The following is a 14129-nucleotide window of genomic DNA, read 5'->3' on the forward strand; positions in this document are numbered from 1 at the left end:
GGCCCGCCTTGCCCCGCCGGGAGGCGTGGACTAGTCTCACCCGCGTGAACGTCCTGACCCGATCATACGCCTTCGCCGCGCTGGGGCTGGCGGTGGGAGTCGGCCTGATGGCCGGACCCTCCGGCTCGCCCGCCGTGCTGGGCTTTGCCGGCGTCCTCGGCGCCGCCGGCTTCGGCGGGCTGTTCTGGACCGGCAAGGAGCGCCGCCGCAGCGACCGGCTGGCGGCCGACGTGGCGCGCCTGGAGGCTTTGCTGGCCGCCTCTCCCCACCCCTGGTGCGCCTGGGACGCCGATGGCGCCGTCAGCGCGGCGCCGGGCTGCGCCGGGCTGCTCGGCGGGGCGCCGGGCCAGGACATCGCGGGTGCCTTCGCCGACTCCGACGCCCCTCGGGTCGCCGAGGCCATCCGCCGCCTGCGCGGCGGGGGCGAGGGCTTCCGAATCGAGGCGACGACCCGCAGCGGGCGGCGCCTGCTGCTGAGCGGGCGGCGGGCCGCCGGGCCGTCCAACGGAACGGAAGGCGCCGGGCATCGGGACGCCGGGCACCAGACCGTCGTCTGGCTGGAGGACATCACCGACCGCTGCACCGAGCGGGAGACGCTCACCCGCGGCCAGCGCGACGCCGAATCGGCCCTGGCCGAGCTGCGCGCGGCGGTGGACGCCCTGCCGCTGCCGGTGTGGCTGCGCGGCTCCGGACAGACGCTGTCCTGGTGCAACCGCGCCTACGCCCGCGCCGTGGATTCGTCCGACCCAGCCGCCATCCCGGAGAGCGGCAAGGAGCTGACCGCGGACGGCGCCGGGCGCGCCCTTGCGCAGCGGGCGCTGCACAGCGGGGTCGCCCAGTCGGAGCGGGTTTCCGCCGTCATCGGCACGGAGCGGCGCCTTCTGGAGGTTACCGAAGCCCCCCTGCCCGCCCCGGACGGCGGCGGCACGCTGGTCGTCGGCTACGCGCTGGACGTCACGGCGGCGGAGGAGCTGCGCGGCGAGTTGAACCGCCACCTCGCCGCCCACGCCGAGGTGCTGGAGCGGCTGGGTGCCGCCATCGCCATCTTCGGCGCCGACACGCGGCTGACCTTCTTCAACCAGGCCTACGCCCGGTTGTGGGACCTGGAGGAGTCCTGGCTGCGCAGCCAGCCCACCCATGGCGAGATCCTGGAGGAGCTGCGCACCCGCCGCCGCCTGCCCGAATACGCCGACTACCAGAGCTACAAGCGCGAACGGCTGAGCCGCTACACCCGCCTGCTGGAGCCGGTCGAGGAGCTGATGCACCTGCCGGACGGCACGACGCTGCGCAGCCTCGCCGCTCCGCACCCGCTGGGCGGGCTGATGCAGATCCTGGAGGACGTGACCAACACGCTGGCCCTGGAATCCTCCTACAACACGCTGATCGCCGTGCAGCAGGAGACGCTGGACAATCTGGCCGAGGGCATCGCGGTCTTCGGCGGCGACGGGCGGCTGAAGCTGTCCAACCCGGCTTTCGCCCGCATCTGGGACCTGGACGACGACGACCTGCTGGGCGAGCCGCACATCTCCAGCCTGTTCGAGCGGATGCGGCCCTTCCTGGAGAATGGCGGCGACTGGGACGGCCTGAAGGACGAGATGATCGGCGCGACGCTGGAGCGCGCCGTGCGCTCGGGCCGTCTGGAGCGGGCGGACGGCTCGGTCGTGGAGTTCTCCACCCTGCCGCTGCCCGACGGGGCGGTGCTGAACAGCTATCTCGACGTCACCGACAGCGCCCGGCTGGAGCAGGCGCTGCGCGCCTCCAACGCCGCTCTGGAGGCCGCCGACCAGTTGAAGAGCGAGTTCATCGCCAACGTCTCGCACCATCTGCGCAACCCGCTGAACGGCATCATCGGCTTCGCCGAGGTGCTGGCGAACCAGTATTTCGGGGAGCTGAACCCGCGCCAGATCGAGTATGTGAAGGGCGTCCTCAACGCGGGCGAGCGGCTGCTGGAGCTGATCGACGACGTGGTCGACATGACCAGCCTGGGGGCCGGGGTGACCACGCTGGACCGCGGCACCGTGGACGTGCCCGACCTGCTGGAGACGGTGGGCGAGCTGACCCGCGAATGGGCGCGGCGCGAGGGGCTGCGCCTCGACCTCACCGCCCCGTCCTCGCTGGGCGAGGTGGAGGGCGACGAGCGGCGGCTGAAGCAGGCGTTGTTCACCCTGGTCGTCGGCGCCATCCGCCACCCGCCGGCGGACCGCCGCATCCTGCTGTCCGGTGAGCGGACCGCCGGCGCCCTCGTGCTGACCGTGGGCAGCGGGGCCGGGCCGGGCGAGGCCGCCCCGCCCTCGCGCTACGACCGCAACGACCCGCGCGGCGCCGCGGCGCTCGGCCTGTCGCTGGTCCGCAACGTCATGGAGTTGCACGGCGGGCGGCTGGAGGTCGAGGAGTGGCCGGGCAACGGCACCCGCTTCCGCTGCGTCCTGCCGCTTCCCCCCGCCTCCTGACGTGCCCGGTCAGCCCTGACCGCGTCTCACCCCTCGAAAGGGCTCGGCCTTCTCCCCATGCGGTGACGTGACCGATTCCGCGACCGCCACCGGACGGTCGGTGGTGATCAGCCGCGCGCCGCGCTGATAGGTGGCCCAGCGCCACAGCCACTGCATGGTGACCAGCATCCGCTTGTGGAAGTTCACCAGCAGATAGACGTGGATGATCGCCCACAGCACCCAGGCGAACCAGCCTTTCAGCTTGCGCGTCCCGAAATCGAAGACGGCGGCGCTGCGCCCGACGATGGCGGTGTTGCCGCGGTTGCGGAAGCGGAAGGGCGCCAGCGGCTGGCCGCGCAGCAGGCTGGCCTCCAGCCCGCCGCCAAGATGCTCGCCCTGCTGCTTGGCGACCTGGGCCAGACCGGGCAGCGGCTTGCCGTCGTCGCCGGTCAGCGCCGCCGTGTCGCCCAGCGCGTAGACGTCGGGCACGCCCGGCACCGACAGGTCGGCGTTGATCGGAATGCGCCCGCTGCGGTCGGTCTCCACCCCCAGCCAGGACCCGGCGGGCGACGCCTTGACCCCGGCGCCCCACACGATGGCCCCCGCCGGGATGAAGCGCCCGCCGACCGTGGCGCCCTCCGGCGTGATGCTCTCCACCGCCTGCCCGGTCAGCACGACGACGCCCAGCTCCTCCAGCTTGCGGCGGGCGTACTGGCCGAGATCGTCGGGGAAGGTGGACAGGATGCGCGGCCCGGCCTCGACCAGCAGGACGCGGGCGGTGCGCGGGTCGATGCGGCGGAAGTCGCGGGCCAGCGTGAAGCGGGCCAGCTCCGCCACCGCCCCGGCCATCTCCACACCGGTCGGACCGCCGCCGACCACGATGGTGGTCATCAGCGCCTTCTGACGGGCTGGGTCCTCGGACATCTCCGCCTGCTCGAAGTTCATCAGCAGCCGGGCGCGTATCCGCCGGGCGTTCTCGATGGTTTTCAGGCCGGGGGCGATCTCCGCCCAGTCGTCGTGCCCGAAATAGCTGTAGGAGGAGCCGGTCGCCAGCACCAGCCGGTCGTAAGGGACGAAACTGCCGTCGGCCAGTTCCACCCGCTTGGCGGCGCGGTCGACGCCGGTCACCTCGCCCATCACCACGTCGATGTTGGGGTGGCGGCTGACGATGCGGCGGATCGGCTCGGCGATGTCGGCGGGCGACAGGGCGGCGGTCGCCACCTGATAGAGCAGCGGCACGAACAGGTGATAGTTGTTCCGGTCGATGATGGTGACGCGGATGTTCGTCCCGCCCAGGGCCTCCGCGCAGGCCAGCCCGCCGAACCCCGCCCCGACGATCACGACATGGGGGCGGCTGTCCACGGGCGCGGGGGTGCGGTCGATCTGCGGCACGGCGGCAACCTCCGGTCAAGACGATCCTGCACCGTTAAACGCCGATGCGCCGCCGATGTTGCGGTGCAATCCGGCGCCAACGGACGCCAATCGTTTCCCCCACCCTAACCCTCCCCCGCTTTGCAGGGGAGGGAACTGCCGCCCATTCGCACCAATCTCCCTCCCCTGCGCAGCGGGGGAGGGCCGGGGTGGGGGCAAAGCTTCCGAGATTGATGCCTGGGCGAAGTCCATGAGGCTCACCGCGGCAGGGTCACCGTCACCCGCAGCCCTCCCTCCGGGCGGTTTGCCAGCGCGATGTCGCCGCCGTGGCCGCGCACCACCGTGCGGGCGGTGGCAAGCCCCAGCCCCACCCCGCCGGTGTCGCGCGAGCGCGAGCGCTCCAGCCGGTAGAAGGGGGCGAAGACCTTCTCGAACTCCGCCTCCGGGATACCGGGACCGCCGTCCTCGATCTCGACCCGCAAATCCCCATCCCCAAGACACAGCCGCACGGTCAAGCCGCCGCCATAGGCGATGGCGTTGTCCATCAGGTTGGCGAAGGCGCGGCGCAGGGCCACCGGGCGCCCGTCCACCGTCGCGTGCGCCGGCCCCTCGTAGGCCGCCTCGTGCCCGGCGTCCACGCGGTCGTCGCACAGGCTCTGCAGCAGGTCGGCGAGGTCGAGCGGGCCGCGCGGCTCGTGCTTGGCGTCGTCGCGGGCGAAGGCCAGCGTGGCGTTGATCATCGCCGCCATCTCGTCGAGGTCGGCGAGCATCTTGCGCTGCATCTCCGGGTCCTCGACCAGCTCGGCGCGCAGGCGCAGGCGGGTCAGCGGCGTGCGCAGGTCGTGGCTCATCGCCGCCACCATCTGCGTGCGGTCAGCGACGAAGCGGGCCAGACGCGCCTGCATCCGGTTGAAGGCGCGGGTGGCGGCGCGCAGCTCCTGGGGGCCGGCTTCGGGCAAAGGCGGCGCCTCGCCGTCCACGCCCAGCCGCTCCGCCGCGTCGGCGAAGCGCGCGATGGGGGCGGTCATGCGGCGCGCCGTCCAGACCGAGACCAGGGCCACCGCCCCGACGATGCCGGCCATCCACAGCGCGAAGCGCAGCAGCCGGAACGGCCCCTCCAGCGGGTCGCCGCCGACGAAGGTCAGCCAGGACCCGTCCTTCAGCCCCACCGACAGCCGGACGTCGGTGCCCCAGCGGTGCTCGTCCACCGGGAAGGGGCCGGGCATCGGGCGCTCCCGCCGGACCTCGACCACCACGGCGCGGTCGGGATCGTCCAGCTCGCCGCGGATGGCGCGGCGCAGCCGGTCGAAGGGAAAGCCTTCGCGCTGGTTGGCGAAGCGCGGCGTCTCGGGGTTCCAGTCCACCCGCAGCACGGGGTCGTCGATCGCCTTCACCAACCGCCGCCGCTCCTGCGGCGGGGTGCTCTCCACGAGCTGGACGATGGCGGTGACGCGCTGGACGAGGACGCGCATGCTGTGGGCGGGCGGTCCCGGGGGACGGTCGGTGAGGTAGACCAGCGCGCTGACCGCCTGGGTCAGCAGCAGCGCCAGAACCACGGTCAGCACCAGCCGCGAGGCGATGCTGTCCGGCAGCCAGCGCCGGGCCACCAGCAGGCGGCTCTTGCGGGCGGTCTCCACCTCAGCCTCCCGTCACCGCCGGGGTGAACAGATAGCCGCCGCCGCGCACCGTCTTGATCATGGTGGGGTCGGCCGGGTCGGGTTCGATCTTGCGGCGCAGGCGGCTGACCTGCACGTCGATGGAACGGTCGAAGGGCACCGCCGAGCGGCCACGCGCCAGATCGAGCAGCTGGTCGCGGGTCAGCACCCGCTGCGGATGCTCCACGAAGGCGACCAGCAGGTCGTATTCCCCGGCGGAGAGCTGCACCAGCACCCCGTCGGGCGAGCGCAGTTCCCGCTTGGCGAGGTCGAGCGTCCAGCCCTCGAAGCCCAGCGTCTTGCCCACCGCACCGCCGGCCACCGGCGGGCCGGAGGCGCGGCGCAGCACGGCCTTGACGCGGGCCAGAAGCTCGCGCGGGCTGAAGGGCTTCGCCAGATAGTCGTCGGCCCCCATCTCCAGCCCGACGATGCGGTCCGTCTCCTCGCCCATCGCGGTCAGCATGATGACCGGCGTCTGCGCCGTCTCCGGCGTGGCGCGCAGGCGGCGGCACAGGCTCAGCCCATCCTCCCCCGGCATCATCAGGTCGAGCACGATCAGGTCCACGCGCGCGCTGTCCAGCGTGCGCATCATTTCCACCCCGTCCTTGGCCCCGGTGACGCGGAAGCCGTGCCGCGTCAGGAACTGCGACAGGAGGGTGCGGATTTCGCGGTCGTCGTCGACCACCAGCAGGTGAGGGGTGCGGTCCATGGAACGCATGATCCGACGCGCGGGCGCCGGGGTGAAGAAGAAATGTGTAACGCCACGTTACGGGGCGGCCGGCTGTTACACAGCGTTACCAATTCACGGAAGGCCGGACATCAACCGGATACGTTGCCGGCCCATTATCGGGGTCATCGGGAACGCAAGACCCCGTCGATAACAAGGAGCATCCCCATGAAACGCGCTATGATGACCACCGCCGCGCTGGTTCTCGGTCTCGGCCTCGCCGTGCCGGTCTTCGCCCAGCAGCAGCCGGGTCCCGGCGCCGGCCCTGGCCCCGGTCCGGACGGCGGCCGGCATTTCTCCCGGATGTGCGAGGACCAGGACGCCCGGCTGGCCGGCATGCTGGCCTACGCCGAGAAGAAGCTGAACATCACCGACCAGCAGCGCGCCGCCTGGACCAAGTTCGCCGACGCCGCGAACGCGAGCCAGAAGCCCACCCAGGACCTCTGCGCCAAGTACAAGGACCAGCCGATGCCCGCCGCCGCCCCGGCCCGGTTGGAGCGCATGGAGGCCATGATGTCGGCCCGCCTCGCCCAGCTTCAGCAGGTGCGCCCGGCACTGACCGACCTCTACGCCCAGCTCACCCCGGACCAGCAGAAGCAGGCCGACCGCTTCCTCGACCGCGCCGGGCACGGCATGATGGGCGGTGGCATGGGTGGTCCGGGCATGCGCCACCACGGTCACGGCCCGATGCACGGCGAAGGCCCCGGCCGCGGTCCGGGTCCGGGTAATGGCCCCCGCGGCGGCTGATCTCCTGCCTCCCGTCAGCCGCTGACGGAGCGGGCCGCCGGTACCCCCGGCGGCCCGTTTCCGTTTTCGGGACGGTCACTCGGCGCCGGGAACGCCCTTGGAGGTCGAGTATTCGAAGTGCAGCGCCTCGCCCGGATGGACCAGCGGGTGGATGGCGTGGGCCGCCTGCGCCGCCTCGGAGAAGCCGCAGAGGATCAGCTTCAGCTTGCCGGGATAGGTGGCGATGTCGCCGATGGCGTAGACGCCGGGGGCGCTGGTGGCGCAGCCGGGCAGGCTGACGCCGATGTGGCTGCGCTCCAGGTTCAGGCCCCACTCGGCGATCGGCCCCAGATTCATCGACAGGCCGAAGAAGGCGAGCAGCGCGTCGGCCGGCAGGTCCTTCTCCTCGCCGTCCAGCGTGGCGACGCGCACGGCGGAGAGCTGGCCGTTCTCGCCCACCAGACCGGAGAGCTGATAGGGCACCACCATCTCCACCTTGCCCTCGCGGACCAGGACGTCCATGCGGGCGACGCTTTCCGGGGCCGCGCGGAACTTGGGCCGGCGGTGGACGACGTAGACCTTCTCCGCCACGTCGGCCAGCGACAGCGTCCAATCCACGGCGGAATCGCCGCCGCCGGCGATGACCACGCGCTTGCCGGCGAAGTCCTGCTTGCGGCGGACCATGTAGAAGACCGACGTGCCTTCATACTGCTCCAGACCGTCCAGCGGCGGGCGGTTGGGGCCGAAAGCGCCGCAGCCGGCGGCGATGATCACCGCCTGGGTGTCGATCTGCGTGCCGATGCCGGTCTCCACCAGCCAACGCCCTTCCTCCGTGCGGGTCAGCTTCTCGACCTGCTGGCCCAAATGATAGACCGGGCTGAAGGGGGCGGCCTGCTCCGCCAGCTTGTCGATCAGGTCGGCGGCCTCGATCGACGGGTGGGCCGGGATGTCGTAGATCGGCTTTTCCGGGTACAGCGCGCTGCACTGCCCGCCCACCATGTCCAGCGCGTCCACCACATGGCATCGCATCTTCAACATGCCGCATTCGAACACGGCGAAGAGACCGACGGGGCCGGCGCCGACGATGACGACGTCGGTGCGATGGACGGTGTGCGACATGGGACGCGCTGCCTTGTGCAAACGGGGGAACGATGACGCCTTCAATTGTCCGGTTTCGCGCCCCCGGTCAACCCCGCCCTGCACGGGGAGAGCGGACGGCGCGCGCAAAATGGGTGCGGTCCCGCCGATTTCCTTCTGGGCGTGCGGTCGCGGTGGGGTAGGATTTGCGCGTTTTCCCCGTGCCGGAGCGGCCGCGATGAAGGACTGGCGATGAAGGAGCTGCGCTGCCTCGTGTTCACCGACCAGGAGGTCGTGAAGGCCGTGCTCGACCGCCGCCGCCGGATGCGCGAGCCGCTGCCCAACGGCACGGTCGGCAAGGTCACCTACCGCCCCGGCCAGCCCGGCGGCGGCGGGGTGGAGACGCTGATCCAGGTGACCGGGGACGAGGGCGACGACCGCAGCATGACCCTGCACGAGTCCGAGGTCGCGGCGGCGCTGGTGTCCTACTGCATGGGGCGCAAGATCCCCCTGCCCGTCGAGTCCGACAAGATGATCCACCTGATCAACGGCGCCCTGACGCTGATGATCACCATGAACTTCAAGAAGCCGCCGCGTCTGGTGGAGGACCGCAGCGAGGCGGCGGAGCCCGCCCCCGCTCCCTCCCCCTCCCCCGGCCCGGTGCCGCGCAAGGCCGCCTCCCGCCGTTGATTGCCGCCGCTGATATGAACCGCATCCCGTGACATGACCCAGACCGATTCCCCCAACGCGCGCGCCGTCACGCTGCCGAGCGAGGAGGCGACCGCCGCGCTGGCCCGCCGTCTGGCCGCGGCGCTGGCGCCCGGCGACCTCGTGGCCCTGCGCGGCGACCTGGGCGCCGGCAAGTCCGCCCTGTGCCGCGCCCTGATCCGCGCCGTGACGGAGGAGGACGCCGAGGTGCCGTCCCCGACCTTCACGCTGGTCCAGACCTACGACACCGACATCGGCCCGGTCTGGCATTTCGACCTCTACCGCCTGTCCGGCCCCGACGAGGTGACGGAACTCGGCTGGGACGAGGCGCGCGCCGAGGCCGTTCTGCTGGTGGAATGGCCGGACCGGCTGGGTCCGCTGCTGCCCGCCGACCGTCTCGACATCGCGATGAGCTTTGCCGGGCCGACCGAACGCCGCGCCACCCTGACCGGCCATGGCGCCTGGGAGTCGCGCTTGCACGCCCTCGACCTCACAGGACTGGGCCTTTCCGGACTGGAGGGGCCGTGACCGACCGCGCTTCGCAGATCGCCGCCTTCCTCGCCCGCCACGGGCTGGAGGGGGCCAAGCGGGAGCCGCTGGCCGGCGACGCCTCGGCACGCCGCTACGAGCGGCTGACGACGCCGGACGGCGGCACGCTGATCCTGGTCGACACCCCCGCCCCGGCGGAGGATCTGGTGCCCTTCATCGCCATCGGCGCGATGCTGGACCGGCTGGGCTTCTCCGTCCCCGCCATCCTGGCGGCGGAGGTCGAGGCGGGCCTCGCCATCCAGGAGGATTTCGGCGACGGCACCCTGACCCGCCTGCTGAACGCAGGGGAGGAGCCGCGCCCGCTCTACGAGCTGGCAACCGACGTTCTGATCGAGCTGCACCGCCGCTTCCCGGTGGAGGAGGCGGCCCGCCTGAACCTGACGCTCTACGACGCGGCCCTGTTCACCGGACAGGTGGCGCTGTTCGCCGAGGTCTACATGCCCGCGGCCACGGGAAAGCCCTTGTCGGACAAGGCCCGGTCCGACTTCGACACGGCCTGGGCCGCCGTCGTTCCGGAGGCCTGCGCCGGGCCGCAATCGCTGCTGTTGCGCGATTACCATGTGGACAACGTGATGCGGCTGCCGCGGCCCGGCCTGCGGGCGGCGGGGCTGATCGATTACCAGAGCGCCGGGCTCGGCCCCGTCGCCTACGATCTGGTGTCGCTGTTGGAGGACGCCCGCCGCGACCTGCCTGCTGGGCTGGAGGGCGTGCTGCTGGACCGCTACCGGGCGGCCTTCCCGGATCGCGACTGGGAGGCCTTCCGCCGCTCCTACGCGGTGCTGGGCGCGATCCGGCACACCCGCATCGTCGCCATCTTCGTGCGTCTGGCGTTGCAGCGCCGACGCGGCTATCTCCTACACTTGCCGCGCGTCTGGCGGCTTCTGGAAGGCCAGCTCGCCAAGCCCGAGCTGGCCCCGGTCGCCGACTGGTTTGCCCGTCATCTGCCGCCGGGAACCCGCGCGGAGCTTGTCGTTCCGGAGCCGGATTGATTATGTCGCCTGTCTCGAAGAAGACCCGTACCAAGACGCCGCCCGTGACAACCGCCCCCGCCAAGGCCATGGTGATGGCCGCCGGGCTCGGTCTGCGGATGCGCCCGCTGACCCTGGAGCGTCCGAAGCCCCTGATCCCGGTGATGGGCAAGCCGATGCTCGACCACGCGCTCGACCGGCTGGAGGAGGCCGGCGTGACCGCCGCCGTGGTCAACAGCCATTACAAGGGCGCGATGATCGCCGCTCATCTGGCGGGACGCATGGCCCCGGCCATCACGCTGTCGCCGGAGGACGAACTTCTGGAAACCGGCGGCGGCGTGAAGAAGGCGCTGCCGCTGCTCGGCACCGACCCGGTCTATGTGGTCAACGCCGACATCCTGTGGCTCGACGGCCCCTCCCCCACGCTGGCGCGGCTGGCCCGCCACTGGAACCCGGACGAGATGGACGCGCTCCTGCTGCTGATGGCGACCACCAAGGCGGTGGGGTACGAGGGGCGCGGCGATTACCACATGGACCCGCTCGGCCGGCTGACCCGGCGCGGCGAGATGGAGATCGCCCCCTTCGTCTACGCCGGCGTCCAGATCGTGAAGCCGGAGCTGTTCAGGCAGGACACCCCCGACGGCGCCTTCTCCACCAACCGCATCTGGGACCGCGCGCAGGAGGCCGGGCGCCTCTTCGGCCTCGCCCACGACGGGCTGTGGTTCCACATCGGCACCCCCGACGCGCTGGCCGAGACGGAGGAGATGCTGTCGATGAGCGACGTGTCGGTGGTCACCACCTGACCGGCCGCCGGACGGTCGTTTTGTGAGAATTTTTGTATTCCTTGACGCTTTGTGGTGTCATTGCCCCACATCTAGTATCCTCGCGCGTCCGACGATACAGCTTCCGGGGCAGGCATGAGCGGCAGGGCGGAGCCCAAGGTCTATTCGATTCCCATCGGCGTGTCCTTCGTGGACCAGCTCGCCGAGGGCATCCTGGACCGCGTGGGGAACGACCCGCTGGCGCTGGCCGGGGTGACCGTCCTGCTGCCGACGCGCCGCTCCTGCCGCTCGCTGCGCGAGGCCTTCCTGCGCCGCTCCGGCGGGCAGCCGATGCTGCTGCCGCGGATGAGCCCGCTGGGCGAGCTGGACGCCGCCTCCCTCAGCCTGACCTCGGCGGAGGAGCTGCCCGGCGTACCGCTGGAGCTGCCCGACCCGATCAGCGGGCTGAAACGCCAGATGATGCTGGCCCGGCTGATCCTCCAGGCGACCGGCGTGTCGGCCACCACCGCGCAGGCGGTGCGGCTGGGCGCCGACCTGGGGCGGCTGATCGACGCGGTGTGGACGGAGAATGTCGCCTTCGACCGGCTGGCCTCGCTGGTGCCGGAGGATTACGCCCAGCACTGGCAGGTGACGCTGGAGTTTCTGAGGATCGTCACCGAGCACTGGCCCGCCATCCTCGGCGCCAGCGAACTGACCGACCCGGCGCAGCGCCGCAACCTCGTGCTGGAAACGCAAGCCGCGCTCTGGCGGGCGGAGCCGCCGCAGGGGCTGGTCATCGCCGCCGGCTCGACCGGCTCCATCCCGGCTTCCGCCGACCTGCTGGCGGTGGTCGCCGCCCTGCCGCAGGGGGCCGTCGTGCTGCCCGGCCTGGACCTGGAGGCCGACGAGGCGAGCTGGGACGCCATCCGCGCCGACGAGGCGCACCCGCAACACGGCCTCGCCCATCTGCTCGACCGGCTCTCGGTCGGCCGCGCCGCCGTCCGCCGCTGGAACGACGCGGAGGAGCCGCGCGCGGCCCGCGCCCGCCTGCTCGCCGAGGCCATGCGCCCCGCCGCCACCACGGAAAGCTGGCGGGAGCTGGAGGGGCTGGACGCCACGGCCCTGGACGGGCTGACCCGCATCGACGCCCCGACGGCGGAGGAGGAGGCGTCGGTCATCGCCCTTCGGCTGCGCCACGCGCTGGAGACGCCGGGCAAGACGGCGGCGCTGGTCTCGCCCGACCGCAACCTCGCGCGCCGGGTCGCCATGGCGCTGACGCGCTGGGGCATCGCGGTCAACGACTCGGCGGGCCAGCCGCTGGTCCACACCGCGGTCGGCACCTATCTGCGGCTGACCGCCGAGCTGGCCGCCAGCCGCGCCCACCCGCTGGCCCTGCTGGCGCTCGCCAAGCACCCGCTGGCCGCCGGCGGGCACGACCCGGCGGAGTTCCGCCGCTCCGCCCGCGCGCTGGAGCGCATCGTCCTGCGCGGCCCCCGCCCGGCGGAGGGCTTCGCCGGGCTGATCGCCGCGCTGAAGGCCACCGACCGCTTCGACCACCCGGACCAGCAGGCCACCCTGCTCGGCTGGCTGGAGAAGCTGGAAAAACTCGCCGCCCCCTTCATGGAGGTGTTGTTCGGCGACGCCCCGCTCGTCGACCTCGTCCGCGCGCACGTCGCCTTCGCGGAGGCGCTGGCCTCGCGCACCGACGCGCCGGGATCGGAGTTCCTCTGGCGGCAGGACGACGGCGAGGAGGCCGCGACCTTCGTCCATGAGTTGCTGGAGGCGGCGGACGGTTTCCCCGCCGTTCCCGGCAAGGACTATCCGGCGCTGCTCGACGCGCTGATGGCGATGCGTCCGGTGCGCCCGCGCTTCGGCCTGCACCCGCGCCTCTACATCCTCGGCCCCATGGAAGCGCGCCTTCAGCATTTCGACCTGCTGATCCTCGGTGGGCTGAACGAGGGGACCTGGCCGCCCGACCCTGGCGCCGATCCCTGGATGTCGCGCCCGATGCGCCGCGATTTCGGCCTGCCCAGCCCGGAACGCATGGTCGGCCTGTCCGCCCACGACTTCACCCACGCCTGCGGCGCCGAGGAGGTCGTGCTGACCCGCGCGGAGCGGGTGGACGGCACGCCGACCGTCCCGTCGCGCTGGCTGCTCCGGCTGGAGACGGTGCTGCGCGCGCTGGGACTGGACGGGCGGATCGAGCTGGCCGGGGAGCCCTGGCTGGCCTGGGCGCGCGGTCTGGACGAGCCGGATACCGTGCGCCCCGTCGCCCCGCCGGAGCCGCGCCCGCCGGTGTCCGCCCGCCCGCGCAAACTGTCGGTCACCAAGATCGAGAAGTGGATGCGCGACCCCTACGCCATCTACGCCGAGCATGTGCTGAATCTCCGCAAGCTCGACCCGATCGCCGCCGATCCCGGCGCCGCCGACCGCGGCCAGTTCATCCACGCGGCACTCGACGCCTTCGTGAAGGCGTTCCCCGGCCACCTGCCCGACGACGCGCTGCACCGGCTGCTGGCGATGGGGCGCGAGTCCTTCGGTCCGCTGCTGCACAGCCATCCCGACGTCTGGGCCTTCTGGTGGCCGCGCTTCGAGCGCATCGCCGAGTGGTTCGTCGGGCAGGAGCGCGACCGCCGCCGCACCTTGAAGCCGCTCGCCACCGAGGTGTCGGGCGAATTGACGCTGAGCGGCCCCGCCGGTCCCTTCCTGCTGACCGCCAAGGCCGACCGCATCGATTCGGGCGGCGAAGGGCTGGTCCTGATCGACTACAAGACCGGCACCCCGCCCTCGACCCGCGAGATCGAGCTGGGCTTCGCCCCGCAGCTGCCGCTGGAGGCCGCCATGGCCGAGGCCGGCGGCTTCGCCGGGGTTGCGAAGAACCGGGTGGCCGAGCTGGCCTTCTGGCGCCTGTCCGGCGGCGATCCGCCGGGCGAGGAGAAGGCGGTGAAGGGCGACCCGGCGACGCTCGCCGCCGAGGCCCGCGCCGGCCTGGAGGAGCTGATCCGCCATTTCGACGACCCCGCCACCCCCTACCGCTCCTGCCCCCGCCCGGCCATGGCCCCGCGCTACACCGACTACGCCCACCTCGCGCGGGTGCAGGAATGGTCGGCGGGTGGCGATGGGGGTGAGGGATGATGGACCAGCGTTCTTGCCCCCAC

11 protein-coding genes are annotated in these 14129 nt (G+C 72.2%); 7 read left to right on the forward strand and 4 right to left on the reverse strand.

The annotated features are described in order from the left end of the window. The first annotated feature begins 44 nt into the window (after positions 1 to 44). On the forward strand, positions 45 to 2450 hold the full coding sequence (locus JJL56_RS07285; protein ID WP_200484762.1) for a PAS-domain containing protein: 2406 nt from the start codon (positions 45 to 47) through the stop codon (positions 2448 to 2450). Positions 2451 to 2459: 9 nt separating this feature from the next. Here JJL56_RS07285 and JJL56_RS07290 read toward each other — a convergent pair whose 3' ends face one another. The 3 genes from JJL56_RS07290 to JJL56_RS07300 all read right to left on the reverse strand — a co-directional run bounded on the left by JJL56_RS07290 (position 2460) and on the right by JJL56_RS07300 (position 6164). After that, on the reverse strand, positions 2460 to 3821 hold the full coding sequence (locus JJL56_RS07290; protein ID WP_145622977.1) for an NAD(P)/FAD-dependent oxidoreductase: 1362 nt from the start codon (positions 3819 to 3821) through the stop codon (positions 2460 to 2462). Positions 3822 to 4057: 236 nt separating this feature from the next. After that, positions 4058 to 5437 (reverse strand): ATP-binding protein, encoded by a 1380-nt coding sequence (locus tag JJL56_RS07295; protein WP_200484765.1) that lies wholly within the window; start codon positions 5435 to 5437, stop codon positions 4058 to 4060. A 1-nt stretch (position 5438) separates the two neighbouring features. Beyond that, positions 5439 to 6164, reverse strand: coding sequence for a response regulator (locus tag JJL56_RS07300; RefSeq protein ID WP_145622979.1), 726 nt, complete (start codon positions 6162 to 6164; stop codon positions 5439 to 5441). 186 nt (positions 6165 to 6350) lie between these two features. Between JJL56_RS07300 and JJL56_RS07305 the strand changes: the two genes are divergently transcribed. After that, positions 6351 to 6929 carry a Spy/CpxP family protein refolding chaperone gene (locus JJL56_RS07305; protein ID WP_200484766.1) on the forward strand — a complete coding sequence of 193 codons (579 nt, stop codon included), beginning with the start codon at positions 6351 to 6353 and terminating at the stop codon, positions 6927 to 6929. A gap of 75 nt (positions 6930 to 7004) precedes the next feature. Here JJL56_RS07305 and JJL56_RS07310 read toward each other — a convergent pair whose 3' ends face one another. Next, positions 7005 to 8027, reverse strand: a complete 1023-nt coding sequence (locus JJL56_RS07310) for an NAD(P)/FAD-dependent oxidoreductase (RefSeq protein WP_200484768.1) — start codon at positions 8025 to 8027, stop codon at positions 7005 to 7007. Between the two features lie 210 nt (positions 8028 to 8237). Between JJL56_RS07310 and JJL56_RS07315 the strand changes: the two genes are divergently transcribed. From JJL56_RS07315 to addB, 5 genes are all read left to right on the forward strand, one after another. Next, positions 8238 to 8675: a hypothetical protein gene (locus JJL56_RS07315; protein ID WP_200484769.1), complete on the forward strand. Its 438-nt coding sequence runs from the start codon at positions 8238 to 8240 to the stop codon at positions 8673 to 8675. 33 nt (positions 8676 to 8708) lie between these two features. Then, entirely contained in the window at positions 8709 to 9221 is a 513-nt protein-coding gene (tsaE, locus tag JJL56_RS07320) for a tRNA (adenosine(37)-N6)-threonylcarbamoyltransferase complex ATPase subunit type 1 TsaE (protein ID WP_200484771.1), read from the forward strand. Then, entirely contained in the window at positions 9218 to 10231 is a 1014-nt protein-coding gene (locus JJL56_RS07325) for a phosphotransferase (RefSeq protein WP_200484772.1), read from the forward strand. Before tsaE ends, JJL56_RS07325 begins: the two co-directional genes overlap by 4 nt. A 2-nt stretch (positions 10232 to 10233) precedes the next feature. Next, complete coding sequence (locus tag JJL56_RS07330) at positions 10234 to 11013, forward strand: nucleotidyltransferase family protein (protein ID WP_200484774.1); 780 nt, start codon at positions 10234 to 10236, stop codon at positions 11011 to 11013. A 114-nt stretch (positions 11014 to 11127) separates the two neighbouring features. Beyond that, complete coding sequence (gene addB / locus JJL56_RS07335; RefSeq protein ID WP_200484776.1) at positions 11128 to 14106, forward strand: double-strand break repair protein AddB; 2979 nt, start codon at positions 11128 to 11130, stop codon at positions 14104 to 14106. The last annotated feature ends 23 nt before the right edge of the window (positions 14107 to 14129 follow it).

Source organism: Azospirillum aestuarii (assembly GCF_016632405.1).
GTDB classification, from domain to species: domain Bacteria; phylum Pseudomonadota; class Alphaproteobacteria; order Azospirillales; family Azospirillaceae; genus Azospirillum; species Azospirillum aestuarii.

Excerpts from the sequence above, each read along its gene's own strand:
- JJL56_RS07300 (WP_145622979.1), bottom strand. The coding sequence starts at position 6,164 with ATGGACCGCACCCCTCACCTGCTGGTGGTCGACGACGACCGCGAAATC.
- JJL56_RS07305 (WP_200484766.1), top strand. The coding sequence starts at position 6,351 with ATGAAACGCGCTATGATGACCACCGCCGCGCTGGTTCTCGGTCTCGGC.
- JJL56_RS07310 (WP_200484768.1), bottom strand. The coding sequence starts at position 8,027 with ATGTCGCACACCGTCCATCGCACCGACGTCGTCATCGTCGGCGCCGGC.
- JJL56_RS07315 (WP_200484769.1), top strand. The coding sequence starts at position 8,238 with ATGAAGGAGCTGCGCTGCCTCGTGTTCACCGACCAGGAGGTCGTGAAG.
- tsaE (WP_200484771.1), top strand. The coding sequence starts at position 8,709 with ATGACCCAGACCGATTCCCCCAACGCGCGCGCCGTCACGCTGCCGAGC.
- JJL56_RS07330 (WP_200484774.1), top strand. The coding sequence starts at position 10,234 with ATGTCGCCTGTCTCGAAGAAGACCCGTACCAAGACGCCGCCCGTGACA.
- addB (WP_200484776.1), top strand. The coding sequence starts at position 11,128 with ATGAGCGGCAGGGCGGAGCCCAAGGTCTATTCGATTCCCATCGGCGTG.